Origin of the sequence: Gottfriedia sp. OAE603, assembly GCF_040543965.1 — a bacterium.
Classification (GTDB): Bacteria; Bacillota; Bacilli; order Bacillales; family Bacillaceae_G; genus Gottfriedia; species Gottfriedia solisilvae.
Genome location: NZ_JBEUNN010000001.1, coordinates 2,669,144 through 2,694,460, shown reverse-complemented (window position 1 = coordinate 2,694,460; position 25,317 = coordinate 2,669,144). Strand labels below are relative to the sequence as shown.

General features: G+C 34.5%; 20 protein-coding genes and 1 pseudogene. 17 read left to right on the top strand and 4 right to left on the bottom strand.

The window, feature by feature from the left end:
- Positions 1 to 79 precede the first annotated feature (79 nt).
- From dxs to spo0A, 6 genes and pseudogenes are all read left to right on the top strand, one after another.
- On the top strand, positions 80 to 1,960 hold the full coding sequence (gene dxs, locus ABID96_RS13775) for a 1-deoxy-D-xylulose-5-phosphate synthase (RefSeq protein ID WP_192602531.1): 1,881 nt from the start codon (positions 80 to 82) through the stop codon (positions 1,958 to 1,960).
- Positions 1,961 to 1,972: 12 nt separating this feature from the next.
- A complete protein-coding gene (locus tag ABID96_RS13770) occupies positions 1,973 to 2,803 on the top strand; it encodes a TlyA family RNA methyltransferase (protein ID WP_192603147.1) in 831 nt (276 codons plus the stop codon).
- Between the two features lie 181 nt (positions 2,804 to 2,984).
- Positions 2,985 to 3,437 carry a transcriptional regulator AhrC/ArgR gene (gene ahrC / locus ABID96_RS13765; protein WP_192602530.1) on the top strand — a complete coding sequence of 151 codons (453 nt, stop codon included), beginning with the start codon at positions 2,985 to 2,987 and terminating at the stop codon, positions 3,435 to 3,437.
- Between the two features lie 141 nt (positions 3,438 to 3,578).
- Positions 3,579 to 5,309 carry a DNA repair protein RecN gene (recN, locus tag ABID96_RS13760; protein WP_192602529.1) on the top strand — a complete coding sequence of 577 codons (1,731 nt, stop codon included), beginning with the start codon at positions 3,579 to 3,581 and terminating at the stop codon, positions 5,307 to 5,309.
- Positions 5,310 to 5,604: 295 nt separating this feature from the next.
- Positions 5,605 to 6,732, top strand: a pseudogene (spoIVB, locus tag ABID96_RS13755) (SpoIVB peptidase); the annotation flags it as partial.
- A 1,266-nt stretch (positions 6,733 to 7,998) separates the two neighbouring features.
- Positions 7,999 to 8,787: a sporulation transcription factor Spo0A gene (spo0A, locus tag ABID96_RS13750; RefSeq protein ID WP_192602527.1), complete on the top strand. Its 789-nt coding sequence runs from the start codon at positions 7,999 to 8,001 to the stop codon at positions 8,785 to 8,787.
- 255 nt (positions 8,788 to 9,042) lie between these two features.
- Here the strand turns inward: spo0A and ABID96_RS13745 are convergent, their stop codons facing one another.
- The 3 genes from ABID96_RS13745 to ABID96_RS13735 form a co-directional block, all read right to left on the bottom strand.
- Positions 9,043 to 9,555 (bottom strand): DUF3231 family protein, encoded by a 513-nt coding sequence (locus ABID96_RS13745; RefSeq protein WP_192603146.1) that lies wholly within the window; start codon positions 9,553 to 9,555, stop codon positions 9,043 to 9,045.
- A 628-nt stretch (positions 9,556 to 10,183) separates the two neighbouring features.
- Positions 10,184 to 10,984 carry an undecaprenyl-diphosphate phosphatase gene (gene bacA / locus ABID96_RS13740; RefSeq protein ID WP_087998994.1) on the bottom strand — a complete coding sequence of 267 codons (801 nt, stop codon included), beginning with the start codon at positions 10,982 to 10,984 and terminating at the stop codon, positions 10,184 to 10,186.
- Between the two features lie 164 nt (positions 10,985 to 11,148).
- Complete coding sequence (locus ABID96_RS13735; protein WP_087998995.1) at positions 11,149 to 11,307, bottom strand: YycC family protein; 159 nt, start codon at positions 11,305 to 11,307, stop codon at positions 11,149 to 11,151.
- A gap of 79 nt (positions 11,308 to 11,386) precedes the next feature.
- Here ABID96_RS13735 and ABID96_RS13730 point away from each other — a divergent pair, with 79 nt between their 5' ends.
- On the top strand, positions 11,387 to 12,118 hold the full coding sequence (locus tag ABID96_RS13730) for a glycerophosphodiester phosphodiesterase (protein WP_192602526.1): 732 nt from the start codon (positions 11,387 to 11,389) through the stop codon (positions 12,116 to 12,118).
- A 45-nt stretch (positions 12,119 to 12,163) separates the two neighbouring features.
- On the opposite strand, the gene ABID96_RS13725 is transcribed toward ABID96_RS13730, so the two are convergent.
- Positions 12,164 to 12,418 (bottom strand): DUF2627 family protein, encoded by a 255-nt coding sequence (locus ABID96_RS13725; protein ID WP_192602525.1) that lies wholly within the window; start codon positions 12,416 to 12,418, stop codon positions 12,164 to 12,166.
- A gap of 179 nt (positions 12,419 to 12,597) precedes the next feature.
- On the opposite strand from ABID96_RS13725, the gene ABID96_RS13720 reads away from it, so the two are divergent.
- From ABID96_RS13720 to ABID96_RS13675, 10 genes are all read left to right on the top strand, one after another.
- On the top strand, positions 12,598 to 14,670 hold the full coding sequence (locus tag ABID96_RS13720; RefSeq protein WP_192602524.1) for a sigma 54-interacting transcriptional regulator: 2,073 nt from the start codon (positions 12,598 to 12,600) through the stop codon (positions 14,668 to 14,670).
- A 235-nt stretch (positions 14,671 to 14,905) separates the two neighbouring features.
- Positions 14,906 to 15,805, top strand: coding sequence for a phosphate butyryltransferase (gene yqiS / locus ABID96_RS13715; RefSeq protein ID WP_087998999.1), 900 nt, complete (start codon positions 14,906 to 14,908; stop codon positions 15,803 to 15,805).
- Between the two features lie 31 nt (positions 15,806 to 15,836).
- On the top strand, positions 15,837 to 16,931 hold the full coding sequence (gene bcd / locus ABID96_RS13710; protein WP_087999000.1) for a branched-chain amino acid dehydrogenase: 1,095 nt from the start codon (positions 15,837 to 15,839) through the stop codon (positions 16,929 to 16,931).
- A gap of 143 nt (positions 16,932 to 17,074) precedes the next feature.
- Positions 17,075 to 18,175 carry a butyrate kinase gene (buk, locus tag ABID96_RS13705; RefSeq protein ID WP_174567276.1) on the top strand — a complete coding sequence of 367 codons (1,101 nt, stop codon included), beginning with the start codon at positions 17,075 to 17,077 and terminating at the stop codon, positions 18,173 to 18,175.
- A 13-nt stretch (positions 18,176 to 18,188) separates the two neighbouring features.
- Complete coding sequence (lpdA, locus tag ABID96_RS13700; protein WP_192602523.1) at positions 18,189 to 19,610, top strand: dihydrolipoyl dehydrogenase; 1,422 nt, start codon at positions 18,189 to 18,191, stop codon at positions 19,608 to 19,610.
- 129 nt (positions 19,611 to 19,739) lie between these two features.
- Positions 19,740 to 20,747 (top strand): thiamine pyrophosphate-dependent dehydrogenase E1 component subunit alpha, encoded by a 1,008-nt coding sequence (locus ABID96_RS13695; protein WP_192602522.1) that lies wholly within the window; start codon positions 19,740 to 19,742, stop codon positions 20,745 to 20,747.
- A gap of 16 nt (positions 20,748 to 20,763) precedes the next feature.
- Entirely contained in the window at positions 20,764 to 21,747 is a 984-nt protein-coding gene (locus ABID96_RS13690) for an alpha-ketoacid dehydrogenase subunit beta (protein WP_087999003.1), read from the top strand.
- A 31-nt stretch (positions 21,748 to 21,778) separates the two neighbouring features.
- Positions 21,779 to 23,104 carry a dihydrolipoamide acetyltransferase family protein gene (locus ABID96_RS13685; RefSeq protein ID WP_192602521.1) on the top strand — a complete coding sequence of 442 codons (1,326 nt, stop codon included), beginning with the start codon at positions 21,779 to 21,781 and terminating at the stop codon, positions 23,102 to 23,104.
- Positions 23,105 to 23,236: 132 nt separating this feature from the next.
- Complete coding sequence (locus ABID96_RS13680) at positions 23,237 to 23,722, top strand: GNAT family N-acetyltransferase (RefSeq protein WP_192602520.1); 486 nt, start codon at positions 23,237 to 23,239, stop codon at positions 23,720 to 23,722.
- A 275-nt stretch (positions 23,723 to 23,997) separates the two neighbouring features.
- Positions 23,998 to 25,248 carry an MDR family MFS transporter gene (locus ABID96_RS13675; RefSeq protein WP_192602519.1) on the top strand — a complete coding sequence of 417 codons (1,251 nt, stop codon included), beginning with the start codon at positions 23,998 to 24,000 and terminating at the stop codon, positions 25,246 to 25,248.
- The last annotated feature ends 69 nt before the right edge of the window (positions 25,249 to 25,317 follow it).

The following is a 25,317-nucleotide window of genomic DNA, read 5'->3' as shown; positions in this document are numbered from 1 at the left end:
ATCATTTTAGAGATAGTATTAAATAATCATTAATTTTTATTAGAATAGATTTAACATCTAGGAAGGTGAGTGATCCAATATGGATCTTACGACGATTGAAAATCCAAGTTTTTTAAAAAATAAATCGATTGAGGAATTAGAACTATTAAGCGAAGAAATCCGTAAATTTCTTATACAGCAGTTATCCGAAACAGGTGGGCATATTGCACCAAATTTAGGTGTAGTTGAGTTAACGATTGCCTTACATAAAGTGTTTGACTCGCCAAAGGATAAATTTTTATGGGATGTTGGACATCAATCCTATGTACATAAAATTCTAACGGGTAGAGCGAATGAATTCTCTACTTTAAGACAATTTAAAGGACTTTGTGGTTTTCCAAAGCGAATTGAAAGTGAGCATGACGTTTGGGAAACGGGCCATAGTTCTACTTCATTATCTGCAGCAATGGGTATGGCGATTGCAAGAGATATAAAAAAGACGAAGGAATATATTGTTCCGATAATTGGTGATGGTGCCCTGACAGGTGGTATGGCTTTAGAAGCAATGAACCATATTGGACATGAACAAAAAGATGTGATTGTGATCTTAAACGATAATGAAATGTCTATTGCGCCAAATGTGGGTGCTTTACATAGTATTCTAGGTCGTCTAAGAACGACTGGGAAATATCGTTGGGCAAAAGGTGAGCTTGAAGGAGTTATTAAAAAAATTCCTGGTATTGGTGACAAATTATCCAGTACTTCTAAAAAGCTAAAGGATAGCCTTAAATACTTAGTAACTCAAGGGATGTTCTTCGAGGAAATGGGCTTTACGTACTTTGGACCAGTAGATGGTCATAATTACGAAGACTTATTTGAGACACTTGAGTATGCCAAGAAAACAAAAGGTCCAGTACTAGTTCATGTTCTAACGAAAAAAGGAAAAGGTTATAAGCCAGCAGAGAGTGATGATATTGGAACTTGGCATGGAACAGGTCCATATAAAGTTGAATCTGGTAAAATCATCAAGCCTGATAAAGCGCCACCTGCATGGAGTAAGCTTGTCAGTGATACTGTATTAAATTTAGCTTTAAAAGATGAAAGAATTGTTGCTCTAACACCTGCTATGCCAGTCGGTTCTAAATTAGAGAATTTCCAGGCTCAACTACCTGACCGAATATTTGATGTCGGGATTGCTGAACAACACGCCGCAACGGTTGCAGCAGGACTTGCAACTCAAGGCATGAAGCCGTTTCTAGCAATTTATTCAACCTTCTTACAAAGAGCATATGACCAAGTACTACATGATATTTGTAGACAAAATTTAAATGTTTTTATTGGAATAGATCGAGCTGGTTTAGTTGGAGCAGATGGGGAGACTCATCAAGGGGTATTTGATATTGCCTTTTTACGTCATATTCCTAATTTAGTTTTAATGATGCCTAAGGATGAAAATGAAGGACAACATATGGTTAATACTGCAATTAAGTATGATGATGGTCCTATTGCACTTCGTTTCCCAAGAGGAAATGGTATTGGTGTACAAATGGATGATCAGTTAAAAGAAATTCCAATAGGTTCATGGGAAGTGTTAAGAGAAGGATCTGATGCTGTAATTTTAACATTTGGTACAACAATCAAAATGGCATTAGATGCAGCTGAAAAACTAGAGAAAGAAAATATCTCAGTGAAAGTTGTAAATGCCAGATTTATTAAGCCAATGGATACCGCGATGTTACATGATATATTCAAAAACGGCAAACCAATATTAACGATCGAAGAAGCTATGTTACAAGGTGGATTTGGTAGTGCAGTACTAGAATTCGCAAGTGATCATAACTATCAAAATGTACGTGTTGATCGAATTGGGATTCCTGATTTATACGTTGAACATGGTGATGTAGATAAATTGTTAGATGAAATTCATTTAACGATGGAAGAATCAGTTAAAAAAATTCGTGAAATGGTATGTAATAAATAAGAGGATGTAATAATCATGGCAAAAAAGGAACGTATTGACGTACTTTTAGTAGAACGTGGATTGATTGAAACACGTGAAAAAGCAAAACGTGCAATTATGGCAGGTCTTGTTTATACAAATGAACAAAGACTAGATAAACCGGGCGAAAAGATTGATATTGAATTACCTCTCCAAATTAAGGGCGAGGTAATGCCATATGTTAGTCGTGGCGGTTATAAATTAGAAAAAGCATTAAAAACGTTTAATGTCACTGTAGAAGATAAAATTATGATAGATATTGGATCCTCTACTGGAGGATTTACTGATTGCGCGCTCCAGAATGGTGCAAAAAAATCTTATGCACTTGATGTAGGGTATAATCAGCTTGCATGGAAGTTAAGACAAGATGATCGTGTAATTGTAATGGAACGAACTAATTTCCGTTATGTGAAGCCAGAAGATCTAATTGCTGGCCTACCGCAATTTGCGTCTATTGACGTTTCATTTATATCTCTACGCTTAATCTTACCTGTACTAAAAACATTATTAGTTGCTTCGAGTGATGTTGTTGCACTAATAAAGCCTCAATTTGAGGCTGGTAGAGAACAAGTTGGTAAAAAAGGAATTGTCAGAGAGCCGAAAGTACACGAAGACGTTATCGATATGATGATTGATTTTTCGTTACGACAAGGATATGATGTGAAAGCTCTAACTTTTTCACCTATAACTGGTGGAGATGGAAACATTGAATTTTTAATTCATCTTCATTGGGAAGGTTCAAAGGAACTTGGAGACAATGAATTAACTTATACAACAAAAGAAATTGTGAAAGAAGCACATTCTGAGTTGAAAAAGGTGAAATAACAAAAAGGAACCATAATAGGTTCCTTTTTCCTTATGTGAGTAAGAAACAATATTGTTTTAAATACTATAGAAAAACCGTTTTTGTGAAAACGGTTAAAAAACTGTATACATTATACATTAGATTAGTTAAGATAATCTTACATATGTAAGATATTTGTCGTAATTTGCAAAGAGGTGTATTATGAATAAAGGTCAACGTCATATTAAAATACGTGAAATCATCGCAAAAAATGAAGTCGAAACACAAGATGAACTAGTACAATCATTACGAGATTTGGGCTTTAAAGTAACGCAAGCTACGATTTCTCGTGATATAAAAGAATTACATTTAGTGAAAGTTCCTTTATCTGATGGTCGTTATAAATATAGTTTACCGGCAGACCAGCGTTTTAACCCATTACAAAAGTTAAAAAGACTATTAATTGATTCGTTTATTAAAATCGATAGTTCAAGTCATTTAATCGTTATGAAAACTTTACCTGGTAATGCAAATGCAGTTGGAGCTTTAATTGATCATCTTGATTGGCCGGATATTATGGGAACAATTTGTGGAGACGACACAATATTAATCATTTGTCGTTCACCTGAAGATGCTGAAATTTTACAAGGTAAATTTATTGACATGTTGCAATAAAGGTTGACATATTTATCTGTTGGGGCTTAGAAAAAGCACGGTTAAACTGGTTTTAGTTGTACATGTCTAATGCCTCTACAAAGATTAATCTTAAAATTTAGACATTAAAAGGTGAAGGTTTTATAAGAGGAGAGAAACTCATTGTTATCTGAACTGATCATTAAAAACTTTGCAATCATTGAGGAAGTTTCTATTTCATTTGAAAAAGGATTAACTGTTTTAAGTGGAGAAACTGGTGCAGGTAAATCAATCATCATTGATGCAATCGGCTTATTACTTGGCGGCAGGGGTTCTGCTGAATTCGTAAGATACGATACTGAAAAAGCCGAAATTGAAGGTTTATTCCATATTGAAGATGAAAACCATCCAATTTATATAAGATGTAAAGAGCATGGCTTTGATATTGAAGATGAGATGTTAATCTTAAAAAGAGATATTACTGCCTCCGGTAAGAGCATTTGCCGAATAAATGGAAAATTAGTCACTACAACAATTTTAAAAGAAATTGGTGGATTACTGGTTGATATACACGGGCAGCACGAAAGTCAGGATTTGATGAATCACGAACATCATCTTGCAATGCTACAACAGTACGATGGAAAAGGTTTATTGCCGTTAATTGAAAGTTATCAAGGTGTTTTTAGTCATTATTCTTCTTTAAAGAAGCAATTAAAGCAACTAACTGAGAATGAACAGCAAATGGCTCATCGATTAGATTTAATTCAATTTCAATTATCTGAGATTCAAAATGCAAATCTTAAAGAAAATGAAGATGAGCAGCTAACAGAAGAAAGACTAAAAATAGCAAATTTTGAACGGATATATAAATCATTAGTAGAAGCATATCAAAGTTTATCTCAGGACGGTTCTGGTTTAGACTCTGTTCGATCTAGTATGTATTCATTAGAGTCGGTTGCTTCGATAGATCAAAATATAAAAGAGATGCATGAAGGCATTAGTAGTAGCTATTATTTATTGGAGGATATTTCGTATCGTTTAAGAGATTCTATAGAAGAAATGGAATACGATCCTAATCGCTTGAATGAAATAGAAAATCGTCTGAATGAAATATCAATGCTGAAAAAGAAATATGGTACAACTGTAACTGATATTTTGAAATATGCCGAGGGAATTGAACTAGAACTTGATAAAATTCAGCATAAGGATATGCATATTGAAAAATTAGAGAAGGATCTACAAAATGCTACTCAAAGTCTAATTGACGTTGGGTTAAAGCTCTCTGAGAAACGAAAAGAACTTGCTAATCAATTAACTTCTGATATACATAAAGAATTAAAAGAGCTCTATATGGAGAAAACGACATTTGAAATTGTATTTTCATTTGAAGAAGGCTCAAGTACTGATCCATATTTTAATAATCAACATGTTAAATTTACAAAAGAAGGTTTTGATACTGTAGAATTTTATATTTCTACGAACCCAGGTGAACCTTTAAAGCCATTAGCTAAAGTAGCAAGTGGTGGGGAATTATCGAGAATGTTCCTTGCATTAAAGAGTATTTTCACAAAACATCAAGGAATTACTTCCATCATATTTGATGAAGTAGATACTGGTGTGAGTGGTAGGGTAGCACAAGCAATTGCTGAAAAGATTCACAAAGTTTCAGTTAATTCACAAGTACTATGTATTACCCATTTACCACAAGTAGCCTCTATGGCTGATACTCATTTGTTTATTGCGAAGCTCATTGATGGGAATCGCACAAAAACATCAGTAACACCTCTTCAAAATGAGCAGAAAATCAATGAAATCGCGAGGATGATTGCCGGTGTTGAAATCACTGACGTGACGATTCAACATGCGAAAGAATTGATTGAGCAAGCAACATCTACGAAGTACCAATCTCAGTGAATTTAATAAGGGAATATTTAATGTTAGAACATTTTTTTCTATACATTAAATATTCTCTTTTTTTGTGGGAAATATTGATAATTTAGTAATTGGATAATGTGAATTGAAACATACTAATACAACATTATACCTTTAGATTTATATTATATTTTTACAATTATAATTTGCTTTTATGAAGCTAACATTAACTATACAGCCACGAATTAAGAAACAAAAAATCTGGCACTAGGAGAGTGATTCGATTGTGAAAAATGTAAATGTTCAACGAATAATTAAAATTCTTCTCCTTTTATTCATAGTTGGTATTGGCGCGTTTAATATAAATCAAAAAAATGTATTCTCATCTACAATCAAAAGTAAAAATCAACATGCTGATCTAATTGATGTTGCCCTTGGGATAAATGATATTCCAATTAAAAAAGTAGATGTGAAAGTATTAAACAATTTAAGAGTAATACCAGGAGGCCAATCAATAGGAGTAAAGCTTAACTCAGTTGGTGTTTTAGTTGTAGGTCATCACTTAGTGAATACTAGTGAGGGTCAAAAATCTCCGGGAGAAATTGCAGGAATTAAAGTTGGAGATATGATCATAAAAATGAATGGAAAACAAATAGAAAAAATGTCTGATGTATTACCTTTTATTCAAAAAGCAGGTAAAAATGGTAAACCGATTAAAATTGTTGTAAAACGTGAAGGGAAATACTACACAAAACTTTTAAAGCCTATTCGAGACAATGGTCAAAATAATTATCGTATTGGCTTATATATTAGAGATTCTGCATCAGGAATTGGGACGATGACATTCATCGAACCAAATTCATTGAAATATGGTGCATTAGGTCATGTGATTTCTGATAGTGATACAAGAAAAGCAATTGAAGTTGAAGATGGTCATATCGTTTATTCAACTGTAACGTCAATTGAAAAAGGTTCTGATGGGTCCCCAGGTGAAAAAATTGCTCATTTCGCTATGGATCGAGGAACAATTGGAAACATTACATCAAATAGTCCTTTTGGTATTTTTGGTAAGGTGAATGATAAAATTGACAATGGCGTTATGTCAGAGCCATTACCAATTGCTTTATCAAATGAAGTTAAAAAAGGACCGGCTAAAATACTTACGGTGATTCATGACAATAAAGTTGAGCAATTTGACATAGAGATTGTAAGTAGTATTCAACAAAAGTTTCCTTCTACAAAGGGAATTATATTAAAAGTCACAGATAAGCGTTTATTGAAGGAAACTGGTGGTATTGTACAGGGTATGAGTGGATCGCCAATTATCCAAAATGGTAAAGTGATTGGAGCGGTTACGCATGTCTTTGTAAACGATTCTACTAGTGGATATGGGGTTCATATTGAATGGATGCTTGATGAGGCTAAAGTTCCTATTTATGACTATCAGGATAAGAAAGCATCATGATGAAAAGACACTTAACAATTGTTAAGTGTCTTTTTGTTCTGTTAAAAACAACTCTTAATGGCTCTGAGAAAGAAGGATGTTGAATTCCACTTCAGGTGCCCGCTTTCCATGGGGCTGGCGCTGGGCCTCCTCGTCGCATACGCCTGTGGGGTCTCAGCTGTCCAGCATATCCCATAGGAGTCGAGCACCTTCCGTTCCATTCAACTTCTTGAAAAGCTGAAATTAAAACCAAATCTAAGTGGCTTTTAGAATGAAGAGTGTTAAATCCCACTTTAGGATGCTCCATTTCCATGTGGCTGGCGCTGAGCCTCCTCGTCGCATACGCTCCTGTGGGGTCTGAGCTTTCCAGCATTTCCCATAGGAGTGGAGCACCTTCCGTTCCATTCAAACTTCTTGAAAGGAATATAAAACCAAATCTAAGTGGCTCTGAGAAAGAAGAATGCTGAATTTCACTTCAGGATGTTCGCTTTCCATGTGGCTGGCGCTGAGCCTCCTCGTCGCATAAGCTCCTATGGGGTCTCAGCTGTCCGGCATATCCCATAGGAATCGAGCACCTTCCGTTTCATTCAACTTGTAGAAAGGCTGGTCTCAAAACAAATCTAAGTGGCTCTGATAAAAGAAGAGTGTTGTATTCCACTTCAGGATGCTCACTATTACATTGGACGCGTGGTGAGCCTCCTGGGCCCCACAGGATGTGGTTCATGCATGCGTTACGACTGGACGATGTGTGGTTTTAAGAGTGCCTACATTTGTTCATGCATGTAATATCTCAGGTGTCTCGCATTTCCAATAGGGGTTTTAGCATGTTCCATTCTATTTCTTCTTGAAAAGCTTCTAAAACCAATCTAAATGGCACTTTAAAAGATAAAGGAGTCGAACATCTTTTGTTCCGACAACACCTTTTTAATTTTCAAATAAAAGCTTCAATCTTTACCATAAAAGATTTTTTTTCTAAAAATAAAATTGAGTTTTTATATTAATTTTATTAAAATTTACAAAATCTTGTAATGGTTTTGTAACCTTTTATTAAAAATTATAAATTTACATACTATTTAATTTTCTATATAATGAATATTATGTAAAATTCGACTTAATACATACTAGTTTTTAACACAATCGTCGAATGCTAGAAGAAATTGAGGAAAACTATCTATATTAATAAAAATATTCAGAATTTATAATAAAAACAGGAAATAAATTTTTATTGTCGAAATAATCGGTAATAAGATATGAAATTCACTATAGAAGATATAGGGAGGAACGGTTGTGGAGAAAATAAAAGTATTATTAGTAGATGACAATAAAGAGCTTGTTATCATGTTAGAAAATTACATTAACGCACAAGCAGATATGGAAGTGGTTGGTGTAGCATTTAATGGACAAGATTGCTTACCTCTAGTTAAGGAAAAGAAACCAGATGTACTTGTCTTAGATATTATTATGCCTCATTTAGACGGGTTGGCTGTATTAGATCGTCTTCGTACTGGATTAGTTGAAAAAATTCCAAATGTAATCATGTTAACAGCTTTTGGACAAGAAGATGTTACGAAGAAAGCTGTTGATTTAGGTGCTTCATATTTCATTTTAAAACCATTTGATATGGAACATTTAATCAGTAATATTCGTCAAGTTGTTGGTAAAGGTAGTTCAATTACAAAACGTAATTCACCATCTTTAGTGTCTAATTATGAAAGTAAGCCACGTAATTTAGATGCTAGCATCACAAGTATCATTCATGAAATTGGTGTGCCTGCACACATTAAAGGTTATATGTATTTACGTGAAGCAATCTCAATGGTATACAATGATATTGAGCTATTAGGATCAATTACAAAGGTCTTATACCCAGATATCGCTAAAAAGTTTAATACAACTGCAAGCCGTGTAGAACGCGCGATTCGCCATGCGATTGAAGTAGCTTGGAGCCGTGGAAATATCGATAGTATTTCTACATTGTTTGGCTACACTATTTCTATGTCAAAAGCAAAACCAACGAATTCAGAATTTATCGCAATGGTTGCTGATAAATTACGTTTAGAGCATAAAGCTAGCTAAGGTACTAATATATTAGGGAATTCGAAGAAATTTTGACGGTTAATTCCGATAAATTTTTGACAGTGTTTCCGATGAATGATCTTCGTTATAGCGACTAACTTTTCGAGAAATTATCGGTATTTATCGCAATAGCACTTATAAAATGTAAAACGTTGCCTTATAAAGGGCAACGTTTTTTGTTTTCATCATATAAGAATTGGGCTCTCTGAATTCGTAAATCAAAAAACCAAAAATTAACATATCGTAGAATAAATACTATTGTTGTTTTGTCTCATGATGAAGTGGTGGTGGAACTAACCAACCTTTATTTTTTGTAATTTGTAATAATGCTGCACCGTCTTTTGCTTTTTTTGCACCCATCTGAGCAAATAATAAGCCAATATCTTCACGTATGGATTGGCTAACTCCTTGGCCACAAGCTATAACACTAGCAGCGATATCTGCACCAACAATATAAGCAATTTGAGCGTCTTGGAATCTAGCTCCAACTGGAATTTGTTCAAGATCTGCTTCAGGTCGCTCTGCTGGCGTAGGAGGAACTGCAATATCGTTATGTAATAATACTTCTTCTAGTTCCTTAATTGATGGTTTAATTGATGTTTCAATCACTTGTTTTAAAAAAGCCCTTAACTCTTCGTCACCAGTATGATTAATATATACTTGATAACTATCTAATTTAAATTTTGCAACTGATAATGACGTCCATAATGCAAATACCTCGCCATAATGTAAAGGCTCATCTTGTGGATTTCCACTTAAAATTCCCATAATGATCTTACTTCCTTTCAAAAATAAATTCATCTAATCTCCTTGATGCAGGGATTTAGTTACAAAAATTATTATGTAATTAAATAAAGTAAATATTCATTGAATAATTTTATGTTTCATTTGTCATTCTGAACTTAAAACACAGGAGATATTTAAATAAAAAAATAAGTTATTTAACATATAAAATTGAAGAAGAATTTGCTTTTGTAAATTTCCTATGCTATAATATTTTTTGCGCCACTGTTACAATAAAATATATGATGTTATTACTTGAGAATTAGGAAGAAAATTGGGCGTACCCATGACGCGCTAGCTATTTCGACCGGTTCTAAAAAGGTAGTAGTATCTGTTAGTGAAGATTGTTGTGAAACAAGCTGCCTAATGGAACGGCCCTGGAGCCGAATTGCGAAAGAGAGGTAGGGCTTTCGCCAATAGACAACAATTTTACTTTTAAAAAAACTAACTTAAATATATTAAAGGCTATTCGTATACGTTGTGCGAATAGCCTTTTTCCATATCGGAAGGCTTTGCAATCGCTTCGAGAAGTAAGGAATCCTTGAGCATTATAATAATATATAGATAACAAAAAAAGGAACTTCCAAAAAAATGGAGTTCCTTTTCGTCGTTTTTAGAAGATAAATACGATTGTAAAAACAATTGCTACGATAAAACGGTAAATAGCAAAGCCTGTTAGTTTTACTTTTTCTAGTAGTTTTAAAAATGTTACAATCGCAAGTAATGCAACAATAAACGCTGTAATAAAACCTGATGCAAATAAAGGTAAATCTGAAGCACTTAAAATATCCATATTTTTAATTAAATCTAAACCACTCGCTGCAATCATCATTGGAACTGCTAAGATAAATGTGAATTCAGCTGATGTTTTTCGATCTAATCCAAATAATAATCCACCGGCAATTGTAGAACCTGAACGTGAAAACCCTGGCCATAGTGCCAGCATTTGGAAGCATCCGATAATAAAAGCTTGTTTATATGAGATATGATCCAAGTCAGATGATCTAGGGTGTTTAGAAACTTTCTCGGCGACAATTAATAAAATACCACCAGCTACTAATCCGATTACTACAGTTTCAGGTGAAAATAATACGTCTTTAATAAAGTCGTGGAAAATCACACCAACGATTCCTGCTGGAATTGCTCCGATAAAAATATGACCTAAATTTAAATTTGTTTGTCTATATCCTTCTGATTTAACACCAAGAACTGACCACAGTCGTTTCCAAAATACAACGACAACTGCTAAAATTGAACCAAGTTGAACAACTACTTCAAATACAGTAGCTTTCGTACCAGTAAAATTTAACAAGTCAGCAACTAATATCATGTGACCAGTTGAAGAAACAGGTAAAAATTCCGTTAACCCTTCAACTAAACCCATGATGAATCCAATTAACCAATCAGGTAACATGTTTAGAACCTCCATAAAATCTTGTCTTTTCACAATACTTTACATTTTACTTGAATTCTTAATTGATTAAAAGTCAGAAAATGTTAAAAAAAGTTAATCTATCATTTCATTTTGACTAAATTTGTGAATAAAATAAAAAAACCACTAATAGTGGTTTTGAAAATTTACTTTCCCTCTGTTTCTGTTTGAGGTTCCTGATTGTCTAATTCCATTAACTTTTTCATTAATATGTGTTGTGGCATATGCATAATTTGTTCTAAAGGAACATTTAATTTTTTTGAAAGTAAGATTGCTGTTTCTGCTGAAATTTGCAATGGACGCATATTATCCCTCCTTTGTTTCGTAAAATTAGTATACAATAAGGTAAGAAGGAAAGTACATATATAATGCAGGGGGTATTTGATGGTCGCGATTATTGGACATAGAGGAGCTGCGGGAACTTTTCCAGAAAATACGATGGTATCTTTTATTGCTTGTGAGAAACTTGGTGCAGATGGGATAGAATTAGATGTTCAGCTGTCAAAAGATGGAGAGATTGTTGTCATTCATGATGAAACAATCAATCGAACCACAAATGGAAAAGGATATGTAAAAGACTATACATTATCAGAATTAAAACAATTTGATGCTAGTTATAAATTTAAGGGTCAATTCGACAATTGCACGATTCCGACCTTAAGAGAAGTATTTGAATGGGCACAAGGGAATAACTTTAGTGTGAATGTTGAATTAAAGAATGATAAATTAGAATACCATGGTTTAGAGGAACGAGTCATAAACTTAATTCGTTCATTTGAAATGGAAAATAGAGTTGTATTATCTTCGTTCAACCATAAAAGCATGTTGAAGTTTACTTTAATGGCACCGGATATTGAAACTGCTGTATTATATAATAAAAGAAATAAAGAACCATGGAAAATTGCTGAGGATTTTAAAGCGAGGGCGATTCATCCAAATTATCGCATCATAACAGATGATTTGATCGAAAAAACTCTAAAATATAACGTGGCTGTTCGACCATATACAGTAAATGACTCAAAAATAATGAAACGATTAATAGATGCGAAATGTTCAGCGATTATTACTGATTACCCAGAAATAGCATTTCAATTAAGAGGAAAAATTCTAAAATAAAAAAGTGCTTACTTTTTGTAAGCACTTTTATTTTGACTAAAACATTTAAACTTTTCTCTTTAAAAATCTTCCTTGAACTTTTTCGTGCTTACGGTCTCTAAATAGTACGAAGCTTCCGACTAGATAAAACCCAGCACCTAAAGATATTAATCCGATTAAAAGTTGAAGTGGAAGATAAGGTATTCCAAAAGAATGAATTAAAAACAATGTATCTCGAAGTAATTTAATTCCGATAACTGCTAAAGATATGGGTATAAGTATAACGACAAATGCAAGCATTCTAGTTAAGGATTCTCTCATTTTGTTTGATGCCCCCGTTTAAAAATAAAAATAATCATTAAGTTGTATAATTCTCTCTTTATTCATAATGGTATACAAGAATTGCGTTGTCAAGACTTTAGAAATAGACTCAAATGGAACTATGTATATATAATGATATGATGGCTTAATAATTAGTTTGGATTAGTAGGTGAACGAATGTGAAACAAAACGTTATGATAATAGGGATGGGAACTGGTGGTACAGCAGTTTTAAAACTACTTTCGCATTCTGATTTATTTAAGATTGTTGCAGTAGTAGATATTATTAAAGAAGCTAAAGGTGTCGATTTAGCTAATAGTTTACATATCCCTGTTCTGAAGGAATGGAAAGAACATTTAAAAAACGATATAGATGTTGTATTTGATACAACTGGAGATGAATCAATACATCAAGAAATCTTAAAACATAAAGCAAAACATACATTAGCGATTCCGGGTTCTGTTGCAAAGATTATTGCAAATCTAGTACAAGAAAAAGAATCCTTATTTCATTTAATAAATAATAAGAAAAGACAACAAGAATTAATCCTAGAAAATACTCATGATGGAATGATTGTAGTAGACCGGTGGGGGAAGATATTACTTTTTAACCGATCGGCAGAAAATATTTTACAAATAGATAAAGAAAATGCAATTGGAAGAGACATTATTGAGGTAGTACCGACTAGTAAATTACCTCGTGTATTACAAACGAAGAAAAAAGAAATTAACCAAGAACATATTTTGATTAATGGAAGTAAGATTTTCACGACGAGGATTCCGATTTTTCGTGAAGACGGAGAGCTTGAAGGAGCAATCGCGGTATTTAAAGATGATACAGAAGTATTCAACTTAGCAGAGGAAGTTACAAATTTAAAAGAAGTATATAGCATGCTCGAGGCTGTCATACAAAGTTCTGATGAAGCGATTTCAGTTGTGGATGAGTTAGGTAATGGAATGATTATAAACCCTGCCTATACTCGATTAACTGGATTGACGAGTGAACAAGTAATCGGACAACATGCAACGATTGATATTTCAGAAGGTGAAAGTGTTCATGTTAAAGTACTGAAAACAAAGCAGGCTGTCCGTGGTGTAAGGATGAAGGTTGGTAAACAAAATAGAGATGTATTGGTAAATGTTGCACCAGTAATCGTTGATGGGAAACTAAAAGGAAGCGTCGGTGTTATTCATGATGTTTCTGAAATCTCGCAATTAACAAATGAGCTTCATCGTGCTCGTCAAATTATTAGAACTTTAGAGGCAAAATACTCTTTTGAAGATATTGCTGGAGAATCTGAAGGGATTCAATTAGCAATTATGCAAGCAAAGTTAGCTGCTAGTACACCTGCAACTGTGCTATTAAGAGGTGAATCCGGAACAGGGAAAGAACTGTTTGCGCACGCGATTCATAATGAAAGTGATCGAAAATATAATAAATTTGTCCGTGTAAATTGTGCGGCAATCTCAGAAACCTTATTAGAAAGTGAATTATTTGGCTATGAGGAAGGTGCTTTTTCAGGGGCAAAGCGTGGTGGAAAAAGAGGTCTTTTTGAAGAAGCGAATAATGGTAGTATTTTCTTAGATGAAATTGGAGAATTATCACCTGCTATGCAAGCCAAACTATTGAGAGTACTGCAAGAAAAGGAAATTAGACGTGTTGGTGGTACGAAAGCAATTCCAATTAATGTACGAGTCATCGCTGCAACGCATGTACATCTTGAAGAAGCAATTAGAGAAGGAAAGTTTCGTGAGGATTTGTATTACCGTTTAAATAAATTACCTATTACGATTCCAGCACTAAGAGAACGATTAGAAGATATTTTACCAATTAGTGAAAGATTATTGGCGAAAATAAATCAAGATTATGGTCGAAATGTAGATCAGATTTCTCCATCTGCTGTAAAAAAATTGAAGTCGTATCACTGGCCTGGAAATGTTAGGGAGTTAGAAAATGTATTAGGACGAGCAATCATTTTCATGAAAATACATGAGAAACAAATGTTACCTGAACATATTACATCCATTACTCAGGTGAAACAAGAAAATGAAATAGAACCGAAAGTTCCATTAACAGACCACATTGGCTCACTTGATGATATGGTGATTAATTTCGAAGGTGAATTGATTGAACAGGTTTTAAATAAAAATAATGGAAATAAAACGAAAACCGCTAAAGAATTAGGAATATCAGTAAGAAATCTGTATTATAAGCTCGATAAATATAACTCTGCAAAAAATAGCACGCAATAATTTGCGTGCTATGAATTATTCTGCATACAATTCCTGTTATTTTTTTCAAATATAGTGTATGATGTATTTAGTGGCTTTTACTAGTACCTGGTGCTAATAAATTATTTGAATATTGATTATGTAAGGCTTTTCATAAGACTTTCCAACTGTTTTTCAAAATATTTCTCTCTTTATTTAAAAGTTGGCACGCTAATTGCTAATATTAAGAGTAAGGGGATGAAAGGAAGGGCTTTCAATGAATTTAGCAGATATCATGTTACAAGCTAAAAGTCATTCAAGGCAAACTGTAGCAGTTGCGATCGCTGAAGATTTAGAAGTGAAAGAAGCGGTTACATTAGCTTTAGAAAATGACTTAGCAAACTTTTTACTTTTCGGTAATGAACAAGCTATTCATGAGATGTATGTAGATCTTTTAATAAATAAGGACTATGCTAATCGATTGAAAATTGTTCATGCTGATTCAATGCAACAAGCTGCAAAACTTGCAGTAGAAGCTGTAAAATTAGAAAATGCTTCTATTGTCATGAAAGGAAATCTTTCGACATCAATACTTCTAAAAGAAGTTTTGAATAAAGAATATGGTTTACGAGATAAGGGTGTTCTATCACATGTTGCGATGTTTGAAGTACCTGGTAGAGAAAAAGCTGTAATTGTGACAGACGCTGCCATGAACATTGCGCCTACATTAGAACAAAAAGCAAAAATAATTGAGAATAGTGTTAATATAGCAAGAAAAGTGGGAATAGAAACCCCTAAAGTTGCAGTACTAGCTGCAGTTGAAGTTGTAAATCCTGCAATGCAAGCTACGATTGACGCTGCATCTTTAACAGTTATGAACGCAAGAGGACAAATTAAAAATTGTGTAGTAGACGGACCGTTAGCTCTTGATAATGCTATTTCAATTGAAGCAGCAGAACATAAAGGGTTAACAGGCGAAGTAGCAGGTCAAGCTGATATTTTATTAGTACCTACAATCGAAACGGGAAATATTTTATATAAATCGTTAGTCTTTATGGCAAATGCTGAAGTAGCTGCGTTAATCGCAGGAGCAAAGGCACCGATTGTGTTAACATCACGTTCTGACTCTGCGAAGACAAAATTATATTCATTAGCTTTAGCTATATGTAATTCATAAAACTTACTCAAATTAAGGGAGCTGTTAGTACATGGAAATCTTCAAATACTTAGAAACTTACGATTATGAACAAGTTGTTTTTTGCCAAGATAAAGAATCAGGATTAAAAGCGATTATCGCTATACATGATACAACTTTAGGTCCAGCATTAGGTGGAACAAGAATGTGGACTTATGAATCAGAAGAAGCAGCTATTGAAGACGCTCTACGTTTAGCTAAAGGTATGACATATAAAAATGCTGCTGCTGGTTTAAACCTTGGTGGTGGTAAAACTGTAATTATCGGAGATCCACGTAAAGATAAAAATGAAGAAATGTTTAGAGCATTTGGTCGATATATTCAAGGATTAAATGGTCGTTATATTACTGCAGAAGATGTTGGTACAACTGTTGCTGACATGGACTTAATTCACGAAGAAACTAATTTTGTAACAGGTATTTCACCTTCATTTGGTTCTTCTGGTAATCCTTCACCTGTTACTGCATTTGGTGTATACCGTGGTATGAAGGCTGCAGCAAAAGAAGCTTTTGGAACTGACAGCCTAGAAGGAAAAGTAATTGCAGTACAAGGTGTAGGTAATGTTGCTTTCAATTTATGTAGATACTTACATGAAGAAGGTGCTCAATTAATCGTTACTGATATTAACAAAGAATCAGTTCAACGAGCTGTTGAGGAGTTTGGTGCTACTGCTGTAGATCCAGACGATATCTACAATGTTCAATGTGATATTTATGCGCCATGTGCATTAGGTGCAACAATTAATGATAAAACTATTCCACAACTGAAAGCGAAAGTTATTGCAGGTGCTGCAAATAACCAATTAAAAGAAACTCGTCATGGTGATCTTATCCATGAATTAGGTATTGTTTATGCTCCAGATTACGTAATTAACGCAGGTGGCGTAATTAACGTTGCTGACGAATTATATGGTTACAACCGCGAACGCGCAATGAAAAAAGTTGAAGGTGTTTATGATAACATTGCAAAAGTTATTGAAATCTCAAAACGTGATGGTATCCCAACTTATTTAGCTGCTGATCGTTTAGCTGAAGAGCGCATTGCTCGTATGGCAAAATCTCGTAGCCAATTTTTACAAAATGGACACCACATCTTAAGCAGAAGATAAGTTAAAATTTACAATAAATAATTTAGTCCTTTATTTTTAAGCTAGAAAGAAAGAGTATATTTTGCTCTTTCTTTCTAGCTATAAAGGTAAGGTAAGAAAAAATATTAGTTACGATATTGCTTTAAATATTAGGAGGTAGAGTGTTGGCAATGCATCGCATATTAGTAATTAACCCAGGCAGCACATCGACAAAAGTTGGTGTATTCGATGATGAAAAACCAATTTTTGAACAAACAATCCGTCACGATGATGAAGAGCTAAATCAATACTCATCAATCATTGATCAATACGAATTTAGAAAACATGTTATTTTGGAAGTTTTGCACAAAGAAGGAATTAACATTTCTAAATTAAGTGCTGTATGTGGTCGAGGTGGATTATTACGACCAATCGAAGGTGGTACTTACTCTGTAAACGATGTGATGCTTGAAGATTTAAGAAAAGGCTATAGTGGCCAGCATGCTTCTAATTTAGGGGGCATTATCGCAAATGAAATTGCACAAGGCTTAAATATTCCTGCGTTTATCGTAGATCCAGTTGTAGTTGATGAATTACAACCAGTCGCAAGAGTCAGTGGGCTTGCAATGGTGGATCGTAGAAGTATTTTCCATGCTTTAAATCAAAAATCTGTCGCACGAAAAGTAGCAAAACAATTAAATCAACCATATAACGAATTAAATGTGATTGTAGCCCACATGGGTGGCGGTATAACTGTCGGAGCTCATAAAAAAGGTCGAGTAATCGATGTAAATAACGGGTTAGATGGTGAAGGTCCTTTCAGTCCAGAAAGAACTGGAACAGTTCCAGTAGGAGATTTAATAAAAATTTGTTACTCTGGCGATTACTATATTAATGAAGTACAAAAAATGATCGTTGGTCAAGGTGGACTTGTAAGTTATCTTGGAACTGCAGATGCAATCAAAGTAGAAAACATGATTGATCAGGGTGATGAGAAAGCTGCATTAGTTTATGAAGCAATGGCTTACCAAGTTGCAAAAGAAATTGGCAGTGCCGCAGCTGTATTAGAAGGCGATATTGATGCAATCATCTTAACTGGTGGGATTGCTTATAGTGATTTTATTGTAAATGAAATCACAAAACGTGTTAAATGGATGGCACGAGTTATTGTATTACCAGGTGAAAACGAGCTTCAAGCACTTTGTGAAGGCGCATTACGTGTTCTTCGTGATGAGGAAGAAGCTAAAATTTATCCTGGGGAATTCGCAGTAAAATCTTTAGTATAAAGAGGAGAATATCATGGCAACAGAATATGATTTAGTCGTACTCGGTGGCGGTACTGGTGGTTATGTAGCAGCGATTCGCGCCTCTCAATTAGGTTTAAAAGTAGCAGTTGTTGAAAAAAACAAATTAGGCGGAACTTGCTTACACGCTGGTTGTATACCAAGTAAAGCATTATTACGTAGCGCAGAAGTATATTCAACTGCTAAAAAGAGTGAAGAGTTTGGAGTAGAAACTTCAGGAGTGACTTTAAACTTTAGTAAAGTACAACAACGTAAAGATAATATAGTTGACCAACTTCATAAAGGTGTAGAACATTTAATGAAGCAAGGGAAAATTGATGTATACAATGGTTTAGGCCGTATTTTAGGACCTTCAATCTTTTCACCAATGCCAGGAACAATTTCTGTAGAAATGAATGATGGTAGTGAAAATGAAATGTTGATTCCTAAAAATGTGTTAATTGCAACTGGATCAAGACCAAGATCATTACCAGGTTTAACAATTGATGGTGAATTTGTCATGTCATCTGATGAAGCATTAAAAATGGAATCATTACCAAAGTCAATTATCATTGTTGGTGGCGGAGTTATTGGTATAGAGTGGGCATCGATGTTAGCTGATTTTGGCGTTGAGGTTACGGTTATTGAATATAGCCCGCGTGTTTTACCATTAGAAGACGACGAGATTTCAAAAGAAATGACGAGATTATTAAAGAAAAAAGGTATTAAACTTGTGACTGATGCTAAAGTATTAGCTGAAACATTAGTAATTGATAATGGTGTTACGATTTCTGCATTACACAAGGATAATGAAAAGTCATTTACTGCTGAAAAAATGTTAGTTTCAGTTGGTCGTCAAGCAAATGTTGAAGGAATCGGAATTGAGAATACTGACATAGTAATCGAAAACGGTTTTATTCAAACAAATGATTTCTATCAAACAAAAGAATCGCATATTTATGCTATTGGAGATGTAATCGGTGGATTACAACTTGCACATGTTGCTTCAAGAGAAGGAACGATTGCAGTTGAGCATATTGTCGGCAAAAATCCACACAAATTAGATCCAACAATGGTTAGTAAGTGTGTGTATAGTAATCCAGAAGTAGCTTCAGTCGGATTAACTGAACGTGAAGCAAAGGAACAAGGGTTTGCAGTTAAAACTGGTAAGTTCTCTTTCCGTGCAATCGGTAAAGCGCTTGTTTACGGTGAACATGATGGATTTGTTAAATTAGTTGTTGATGAAAATACGAATGATCTATTGGGCGTTCATATGATTGGACCTCATGTGACAGACATGATTTCAGAAGCAGGTTTAGCAAGAGTATTAGATGCAACACCTTGGGAAATTTCTCATACAATTCACCCTCATCCTTCTTTATCAGAAGCGATTGGTGAAGCTGCACTTGCAGTTGAAGGCTTGGCAATACACTCATAATATAACTTTCAAATGTGAAATGTAGAATAAAACTTCTGCATTTCACATTTTTAAACGATGAATAGGATTAATTGATACATTTTTACAATCGCTTCCATTCGTGGAGCTAACAAAGCTAGGGGGATGTTTATGGAAAAGGTTACAGCTTCAAATCGTCATGATCAACTAGGTTTATCAAATGATGATGTGCTAAACATGTATGAAACAATGCTATTAGCGCGTCGTATTGATGAGCGTATGTGGTTATTAAATCGTGCTGGTAAAATTCCGTTTGTTATTTCTTGTCAAGGTCAAGAGGCAGCTCAAGTTGGAGCGGCTTATGCGTTAGATAATACAAAGGACTATGTACTTCCATATTACCGTGATATGGGTGTAGTTTTACAATTTGGTATGACTGCAAAAGAATTAATGTTATCAGGATTCGCAAAAGCAGAAGATCCAAACTCAGGTGGACGTCAAATGCCTGGACATTTTGGACAAAAGAAAAATCGTATCGTGACAGGTTCATCACCAGTTACTACTCAAGTTCCACATGCTGTTGGTGTTTCATTAGCTGCAAAAATGGAAGGTAAAGATATCGTATCTTGGGTTTCATTTGGTGAAGGTTCTTCTAACCAAGGTGACTTCCATGAAGGAGCTAACTTTGCTGGTGTACATAAGTTACCAGTCATTTTCATGTGTGAAAATAATAAATATGCAATTTCAGTACCAATCGAGAAACAATTAGCTTGTGAAAAGGTTTCTGACCGTGCAATTGGTTACGGTATGCCTGGATTTACTGTTGATGGAAACGATCCTTTAGAAGTATACCGCGTTACAAAAGAAGCAGCAGATCGCGCTCGTCGTGGTGAAGGACCTACATTAATTGAGGCAGTTTCTTACCGTTTAACTGCTCACTCAAGTGATGACGATGATCGTATTTACCGTTCTCGTGAAGAAGTAGAAGAGGCAAAAAGTAAGGATTGTTTATATACATTTGCTATTTATCTTCGTGAAGTTGGCGTACTGACAGAAGAAATCGAAAATGAGATGGATTCAAAAATTAGAGCTATTGTTGATGAAGCGACAGACTATGCAGAAAACGCTCCATATGCTGCAGCAGAGCACGCATTGAAGTATGTTTACGAAGAACAATAATAGGGGGTAGGACAATATGGCAGTAATTTCTTATATAGATGCAGTAACATTAGCGTTAAAAGAGGAAATGGAACGCGATCCAAAGGTATTTGTATTAGGGGAAGACGTTGGATTAAAAGGTGGAGTATTCAAAGCGACTCATGGTCTATATGATCAATTTGGTGAGGATCGTGTATTAGATACACCACTTGCAGAATCTGCAATCGCGGGTGTTGGTATTGGGGCGGCAATGTACGGCTTACGTCCAGTTGCAGAAATGCAGTTTGCTGACTTCATTATGCCTGCAGTCAACCAAATTATATCAGAAGCATCAAGAATTCGTTATCGTTCAAATAATGATTGGACTTGTCCAATCACAATCCGTGCACCATATGGTGGTGGAGTTCACGGTGCATTATATCATTCCCAATCAGTTGAAAAAGTATTTGCGGGTCAACCAGGTTTAAAAATCGTTATGCCTTCAACTCCTTATGATGTAAAAGGTTTATTGAAAGCTGCAATCCGCGATAATGATCCAGTTATCTTTTTTGAACATAAACGTGCATATCGCTTAATTAAAGGTGAAGTTCCTGAAACAGATTACGTTTTACCAATCGGTAAAGCTGATGTTAAACGTGAAGGTGATGATATCACAATCATTACTTACGGTTTATGTGTACATTTTGCACTTCAAGCAGCTGAAAAACTTGCACAAGATGGCATTTCAGTTCACGTTTTAGATTTAAGAACAATTTACCCATTAGATAAAGAATCAATTATCGAAGCTGCATCTAAAACAGGTAAAGTTTTATTAGTGACTGAAGATAATAAAGAAGGAAGCATCATGAGTGAAGTTGCAGCGATTATTGCTGAACATTGCTTATTTGACTTAGACGCACCAATCGCACGACTTGCTGGTCCAGATGTTCCAGCTATGCCATATTCACCTACTATGGAAAAATTCTTTATGGTAAATCCAGATAAAGTTGAAAAAGCAGCAAGAGAGCTTGCAGCATTTTAATCACACTGCTTTGAAAAGGGGGACATGACCTATGATCGAAAATATTAAAATGCCTCAATTAGGTGAAAGTGTTACGGAAGGTACGATTAGTACTTGGTTAGTAAAAGTAGGAGATCGTGTAAATAAATACGATCCATTAGCTGAAGTAATGACAGATAAAGTAAATGCGGAAGTACCATCTTCATTTACAGGCGTAATCAAAGAGTTAATCGCAGGTGAAGGTGAAACGTTAGCTGTTGGTGAAATCATTTGTACAATCGAAGTTGAAGGGGCAACAAGTGAAGTTGCTGCTACAACAGTAGAAGAAGTAAAAACAGCTGAAGCTCCTGCACCAGTTGCACAAACTCCTGAAAAAGCACAAGTTAGAGAAATTGCTAAAACAGATGAGTCTGGAAAAGTTCGATTCTCTCCAGCTGTCCTTCGTTTAGCACAAGAAAACGATTTAGATTTATCATTCATACCAGGTACAGGTACAAATGGGCGTGTAACACGTAAAGACGTTTTAAATGCAATTGCAAACGGAGTTCCAACTGCGCCTGCTGCACCAGCTGTTTCAGTTGAAGTTGTTTCACAGCCAGCTACACAACAAGCGACTGCTCCTTCAGTAGAAGTTGCAAAAACACCAGCTGCTCCTTCAGTTCCAGTTACTTCTGCAGTAGGAGATATCGAAATTCCTGTTACAGGCGTACGTAAGGCAATTGCTGCTAATATGCTTCGTAGTAAGCATGAGGCACCACATGCTTGGATGATGATTGAAGTTGATGTGACAAACTTAGTTAATTACCGTAATAGCTTGAAGGATTCATTTAAACAAAAAGAAGGCTTCCCATTAACATTCTTTGCATTCTTCGTAAAAGCAGTTGCGCAAGCATTAAAAGAATATCCACAAATTAACTCAATGTGGGCTGGAGACAAAATCATTCAAAAGAAAGATATTAACTTATCGATCGCAGTAGCTACTGATGATGCATTATTTGTTCCAGTAATTAAAAATGCTGATGAAAAGACAATTAAAGGCATTGCTCGTGAAATTACTGAGCTTGCACAAAAAGTACGTACAGGTAAGTTGAAATCTGAAGAAATGCAAGGTGGTACATTTACTGTCAATAATACAGGTTCATTTGGAAGTGTACAAAGTGCTGGTATTATTAACTATCCACAAGCAGCGATTCTTCAAATTGAAAGCATCGTAAAACGTCCTGCTGTTGTAAATGGCATGATTGGTGTACGTGATATGGTTAATTTATGTTTATCACTTGACCACAGAGTGCTTGATGGATTTATCTGTGGTAAATTCTTAGGAAGAGTTAAAGAAATCCTAGAAAATACAACAAAAGAAAATACAAGCGTATATTAAGAATAGACCTTACTTCTAATTAGAAGTAAGGTTTTTTTGTATGCAATGATTATTCTTTATTTGATTCTAAATAATAGAATAATTTGTATAATTATATTATTCTGAATAAAAGGTTTAAGAGGAGTGATACAAATGCTTGCTGAAAAAAATGGCTTTTATATATCTACTAATAAAGAATATTTAGACAAAGGTGTTATTCACCAATTTTTAGATCATGATTCATATTGGGCAAATGATATTCCATATGAATTTGTTGAAAGATTCATAGAGGGGTCTTTTTGCTTTGGTATCTATGCTGGTGAGCCGAGTAGTACCAATTCACGCCAAGTTGGGTTTGCTCGAGTTATATCTGATGGCGTAACATTTGCCTATTTAGCGGATGTATTTGTATTATCAGATTATAGAAACTTAGGTTTATCAAAGTGGTTAATGGAAGAAATAATGAAGTATGAGAAGCTAACAACAGTGAGAGTATTTATGTTAGGGACAAAAGATGCGCATACTTTATACAATAAATATGGATTTGAAGTGATCGATAATAGTTCAAATCGTTTTATGGGGATCTTTAAAGACAATATGTATAGACAAATGAAGTTAAGTGAAAAAAATAATTCATAAACGACATTAACTTATTTAGCAAAGTGTGATAAACAGAATAACATACATAATGGCAACTAATTAACATTTAATTGGTTGCTATTTTTTATTGGCTTTTCGATTCTTAAGTTCTTTTATTCATCTCAATAGAGAGTAAATAGCGTGCTGGGTTGATGGAATGTCCTTAAAAGGAGTCAAATTTAAAAATGACTAATTAGTCTAAAAAACTTGATAAAACTTAACATTTGTAAGATAATTTTAAAATATGTGACATCTTAGGAATAGGGGGGAATAAGATGTTTAAAAATTTATCAGCGGTACATCCAGTTGCTTGGAATATCGTGATAGGAACATTATTTGTACGTTTTGCTAGTACAGTTAGTATGCCATTCTTGGCGATATACTTAACTTCAGAAAAGCATATTTCTCCAGCGATGGTTGGAATTATGTTAACGGTATCTGCATTTTTAGGCGTGTTTTTTAGCTTCATAGGAGGATCTCTTTCAGATAGAATAGGACGAAAGAAGATTCTACTTACCAGTATTTTTCTTTGGTCTCTGACCTTGATAGGATTTGGGTTAGGAGATAGTTTTGGTTGGTTTTTTATCCTCAATTCAATTCTAAATATATGCTCTTCATTCTTTGAACCATCTTCAAGGGCCTTACTTTCAGATTTAACAGATGAAAAATCAAAGCTTCTAGTATTTAATTTAAGATATGCTGCTATTAATGTTGGTGTAGCAATAGGACCTTTAGTTGGATTATATCTTGGTAGTTCGCATAGCACATTACCATTTGTATTATCAGGTATTGTTTATTTCTTCTATGGAATCACTTTGTTTTATATGCTATCGAAATACAAGATTGGTGAAAATCAAACTTCTTCAAGTGGACAAAAGGTTTCTATGAAAGAATCTTTATCGATTTTACGTAAAGATGTTGTTTTTGCATTGACTATACTGACTATTTGTATTTACGGACTTGGCTATTCACAAAGTTTCTCTACAATGTCTCAATACTTTGCAAATGCGCCACAATTTCATGAAGGTATTAAGCTTTATGCTTACTTAACAACAATTAATGCTGTAACAGTCGTTTTATTACAGTTTCCAATTGTAAGTCGAATGAAAAATTTCCCACCAACTGTATCAATGATGATTGGGAATATCATCGTCAGTCTATCAGTCGCTGGATTTGGCATATTTACGAATTTTTACCTTTTAGCAATTGTCATGATTGTTTTTACAATCGGAGAAATATTTGCTTTTACCTTTACTGATGTATTTGTAGATCAACTTGCGCCAGAAGAATTAAAAGGAACTTACTTTGGAGCAATGGGCTTTTCGAAGTTTGGTTTCGTATTTGGTCCAGCATTAGGGGGAAGTTTATTATCCTATTTTGGATATGAAAAAGGTGGATATGCATTTATTATAATTAGTATTATCGCATTTTTTAGCTTTCCAATGATGTTATTTGTGAATAGACTTTTTCAAAAAAGAAAAAAAGTCGAAATGCAAAGTGGTGCGAAATTAACAGTTAATTCTTGAATATCGTAAGTAGACGTTACAACGAAGAAGACGAGCGTTTGCGACTAGTCTAAAACCGCTATTAATAGC